Origin of the sequence: Streptomyces sp. 150FB (assembly GCF_000818195.1) — a bacterium.
In the GTDB taxonomy this organism is placed as follows: Bacteria; Actinomycetota; Actinomycetes; order Streptomycetales; family Streptomycetaceae; genus Streptomyces.
In genome coordinates, this window is sequence record NZ_JTHL01000001.1 from 5,384,575 (window position 1) to 5,388,723 (window position 4,149).

General features: G+C 72.6%; 3 protein-coding genes and 2 pseudogenes. 3 read left to right on the forward strand and 2 right to left on the reverse strand.

Annotated elements, in window-relative coordinates:
- Positions 1-294 (reverse strand): annotated as a pseudogene (locus QR77_RS23190) (hypothetical protein); the annotation flags it as partial.
- A gap of 207 nt (positions 295-501) precedes the next feature.
- On the opposite strand from QR77_RS23190, the gene QR77_RS23195 reads away from it, so the two are divergent.
- The 3 genes and pseudogenes from QR77_RS23195 (at position 502) to QR77_RS23205 (ending at position 3,066) form a co-directional block, all read left to right on the forward strand.
- Positions 502-1,701: a sensor histidine kinase gene (locus QR77_RS23195; RefSeq protein WP_040024062.1), complete on the forward strand. Its 1,200-nt coding sequence runs from the start codon at positions 502-504 to the stop codon at positions 1,699-1,701.
- A 66-nt stretch (positions 1,702-1,767) separates the two neighbouring features.
- On the forward strand, positions 1,768-2,442 hold the full coding sequence (locus tag QR77_RS23200) for a response regulator transcription factor (RefSeq protein WP_040024064.1): 675 nt from the start codon (positions 1,768-1,770) through the stop codon (positions 2,440-2,442).
- A 5-nt stretch (positions 2,443-2,447) separates the two neighbouring features.
- Positions 2,448-3,066: pseudogene (locus QR77_RS23205) on the forward strand (ATP-binding protein).
- A gap of 14 nt (positions 3,067-3,080) precedes the next feature.
- On the opposite strand, the gene QR77_RS23210 reads toward QR77_RS23205, so the two are convergent.
- The coding region (locus QR77_RS23210) for a beta-eliminating lyase-related protein (RefSeq protein ID WP_063798067.1) at positions 3,081-4,149 on the reverse strand (1,069 nt) is incomplete at its 5' end.

The following is a 4,149-nucleotide window of genomic DNA, read 5'->3' on the forward strand; positions in this document are numbered from 1 at the left end:
CCCCAGCCACTCGATGCGCGGGTCGAGACCCCCGGGCCGCGCCGCGCGTTCGACGGCGTACGCCCGCACCCGCAGCCCCGGCGGGACGGCGGCCAGCACGCCGGTCAGCAACTCCCCGCGCCCCGCCCCGACATCGACCATCGCCACCTCGTCCGTGCCGAGCGCCCGCGCCGTCCCCACCAGCAGCCGGGCGACGGCGGCGGCGAAGAGCGGGGACGCGCCCACGGAGGTACAGAAGTGACCGGCCGGTCCCGGGCCGCCGGGCCGCACGTAGAAGCCGCCGGGGCCGTACAGCGCGTCCTCGGCCGCCGGGCGCCAGCCCCTGGCACCCGGGCCGTCGCCGCCGGCCGGCGGCCCGGAATTCCCGGGCTTCCGGCCGGGGTGCTTCGCAGTCTCATCCGTCACGCGCGTCAGTCTCCACCTTGGGGAGTAGGCTGCCGCCGACCGGATCGACCCTCCGGTTGACTCCTCGGCCTTTTCGACATCCCTACGCTGGGTTACGTGCAGCGCCTCTACGCCTTCCTCCGCAGACACCCGACGGGCGTCGACGCCTTCTGGGCCGTCGTGCTCCTGGGGCCTTCTTCGCTGTGGGCGCTCTCCGCACAGACCGGCGCCGTCGCGCGTCTGACGGCGCTGGGCGTCGTACTGCTGTACAGCCTGGCTGTCGCACTGCGCCGGATATCACCGGCCAGGACGCTGCTGCTGGTGGTCGCCCTGGGCGTCGTCCAGCTCGCGCTGAACGTCAAGGTCAATCCGGCGGACTTCGCGATGCTGGTGATCATCTACACCGTCTCCGTGCAGGGCCGGCCACGCTGGGCGTCCCGGCTCGCGCTGATCGGCGGCATTCTCGCCGCCCCGCTGGCGCAGGTCCGGTGGCTGATGGACGGCGGGAGCGTCGTCACCCGGATCTTCTTCACCGTGGTGCTGAGCGTGCCGTTCGTCCTCGCCTGGGTGCTCGGCGACTCCATGCGCACCCGGCGCGCCTACTTCGACCAGTTGGAGGAGCGCGCCTCCCGCCTGGAGAAGGAGCGCGAGGCGCAGGCGAAGGTGGCGGTCGCCGCCGAGCGGGCCAGGATCGCCCGTGAGCTGCACGACGTGGTGGCCCACAACGTCTCGGTGATGGTCGTCCAGGCCGACGGCGCCGCCTATGTCCTGGACGCGGCGCCCGACCAGGCGAAGCAGGCCCTGGAGACCATTTCCAGCACCGGCAGGCAGGCGCTCGCGGAGATGCGCAGGCTGCTGGGCGTGCTGCGGACGGGCGACGCCAGGGAGAGCGGGGAGTACGTACCGCAGCCCGACGTCCAGCAGATCGAGGACCTGGTCGAGCAGGTGCGCAAGACGGGCACCACCGTGGACTTCAAGATCGAGGGCACAGCGCGGCCGCTGCCCAGCGGCGTCGAGCTGACCGCGTACCGCATCGTGCAGGAGGCCCTCACCAACAGCCGCAAGCACGGCGGCCCCGACGTCGGCACCAGCGTCCGCCTCGTCTACTTCGACGACGGGCTCGGGCTGCTCGTCGAGGACGACGGGCGGGGCGCGACCCACGAGATGTACGAGGACGGGGGCGCCGACGGCCGTGGTCACGGGCTCATCGGCATGCGTGAACGGGTCGGCATGGTCGGCGGCACGCTGGACGCCGGGCCGCGCCCCGGTGGAGGCTTCAGGATCAGCGCGCTGCTCCCGCTCAAAACCGCGCACTAGCGCGATCACCCCCCGCCCGCGCACCCGCACCCCCCACCCGCACGTCTACCGGACAGGAACCCGCACATGTCGATCCGTGTGATGCTCGTCGACGATCAGATGCTGCTTCGCACCGGTTTCCGCATGGTGCTGGCGGCGCAGCCCGACATGGATGTCGTCGCCGAGGCCGGGGACGGAGCCGAGGCGATCGAGGTGCTCCGCTCGACCGCCGTGGACGTCGTACTGATGGACGTACGGATGCCCCGCATGGACGGCGTCGAGGCGACCCGCCGTATCTGCGCGGAGCCCGAAGCGCCGAAGGTCCTCATACTCACCACCTTCGACCTCGACGAATACGCCTTCACCGGGCTCAAGGCGGGCGCCAGCGGCTTCATGCTCAAGGACGTCCCGCCGAACGAACTGCTGAACGCGATCCGCTCCGTGCACAGCGGTGACGCCGTGGTCGCGCCGTCCACGACGCGACGGCTGCTCGACCGTTTCTCCTCGATGCTGCCGAGCGCGACCAAGCCCCGGCACAAGGAGATCGACCGGCTGACCGAACGCGAACGCGAGGTGATGCTGCTGGTCGCGCAGGGCCTGTCGAACGGCGAGATCGCCGGCCGGCTGGTGCTCTCCGAGGCGACGGTGAAGACCCATGTCGGCCGCATCCTCACCAAGCTGGGGCTGCGCGACCGCGTCCAGGTCGTCGTCCTCGCCTACGAGTCGGGTCTTGTGCGGGCCGGAGGCGGCGGTACAGGCTGAGCCGGGTGCTCCTGTGGATCAACGGCCCCTTCGGCGGTGGCAGGACCCAGACCGCGTACGAACTCCTGCGACGGCTGCCCGGCAGCGTCGTCTGCGACCCGGAACATGTCGGCTTCGGACCGCACCGGATGCTGCCCGCCGAACTGCGCGGCGACTTCCAGGACTTGCCGGCCTGGCGGCAGGGCGTGTACGAGGTACTCGACCTGGCCCTGCGCGAGCGGCCGCCGGGCGGCGGGCGGCGGACCCGTGATCGTCCCGATGACCCTCGTGGACGACGGCTATGTCGACGACATCCTTGGGAGGCTGCGTGAGAACGGCCACGCGGTCCACCACTTCGCGCTGCTCGCCGAGCGCGCGACCGTACTGCGGCGGCTGACCGAGCGGGGCCTCGGACGCGGCCTGCGGCGCGAGAGCTTCGCCGTGGAGAGGCTCGACGACTGCCTGGAACGGCTGGCGGCGCCGCGCTTCGCCGAGCACATCCGTACGGACGCGCTCACCGTTCCGCGGGTCGCCGAGCGGATCGCCGCTTCGGCCGGGCTGCGGCCGGAACCGAACACGGACGGGCGGCTGCGGCACCGGCTGCGGCGGCTGAGGGTCGGCGTCCGGCACATCCGGCGCGACTGAAGCCGGAGCGTCCCCTACGACCCGGCCCGCGCCTGCTCCTCCGCCACCCGCTTCACGAACTCGGCCAGCGCCCCGCGCACGTCGTCCTCGGTCCACTCCAGGCCGGGCCCGGACACGGTCAGCTCCGTACGGGAGACGCCCGGCGGCCCCGAAGCCGCCGCGGACCAGCGGCGGAACAGCGCGACCTTCGTCTCCTCCGCCTGCCGCACCGACGCCTCGTTCAGCACCTCGGCGGCGTACGGCAGCCACACCTGGAACTGGTGGGTGTGCGGCACCTGCGGATGGACGCGGAACCACGGCACCTCCGAAGCGGCGAGCCCCTCGGCGACCGCGCCCGCCACGACACGCGCGTGCGCCACGTACGAGGGCAGGCGCGGCAGCTCGCGCTCCAGACCCGCCAGCGCCGCGAGGGCGGCGGGGAACTGCTGGAAGACCTGGCCGCCGTACCTGTGGCGCCAGGTCCGCGCCTCCTCGACCATCCCCTCCGGCCCCACGAGCATCGCGCCCGACATGCCGCCGAGCGACTTGTAGAAGGACACGTAGACGCTGTCGGCCAGCCCGGCGATCTCGGCGAGCGGGCGGCCGAAGTGCGTGGTGCACTCCCAGAGGCGCGCGCCGTCGAAGTGCACCACGGCGTCCCGCTCGCGCGCCGCCTCCACGACGGAGACCAGCTCGTCCCACGACGGCAGGACGAACCCGGCGTCCCGCAGTGGCAGCTCAAGCATCAGCGTGCCGAACGGCTCTGCCAGGTTCCGGATCTCGTCGGCGTCCGGCGGGCGCGGCTCGTCGTTCGTGTGGACCGTGCGCAGGCCGCTGACGACCGAGAGCGCGTCGAGTTCGTGCACTTCGGGGTGGGCGAGCGGATGCAGCGCGACGACCGGATTGCCCGTACGGCCCGCCCAGGCGCGCAGCGCCGCCTGCTGCGCCATCGTGCCCGTCGGGAAGAAGGCGGCGGCCGGGAAACCGAGCAGATCGGCCACGCGCCGCTCCAGCTCGGCCACCACACCGTCGCCGTACATGTCGGCGGACTCGTCGAGGTCGTACCGCGCTCCTGAGTCGGTGGCGAGGGCGGCGAGCCGCTCG

Excerpts from the sequence above, each read along its gene's own strand:
- QR77_RS23200 (WP_040024064.1), top strand. The coding sequence starts at position 1,768 with ATGTCGATCCGTGTGATGCTCGTCGACGATCAGATGCTGCTTCGCACC.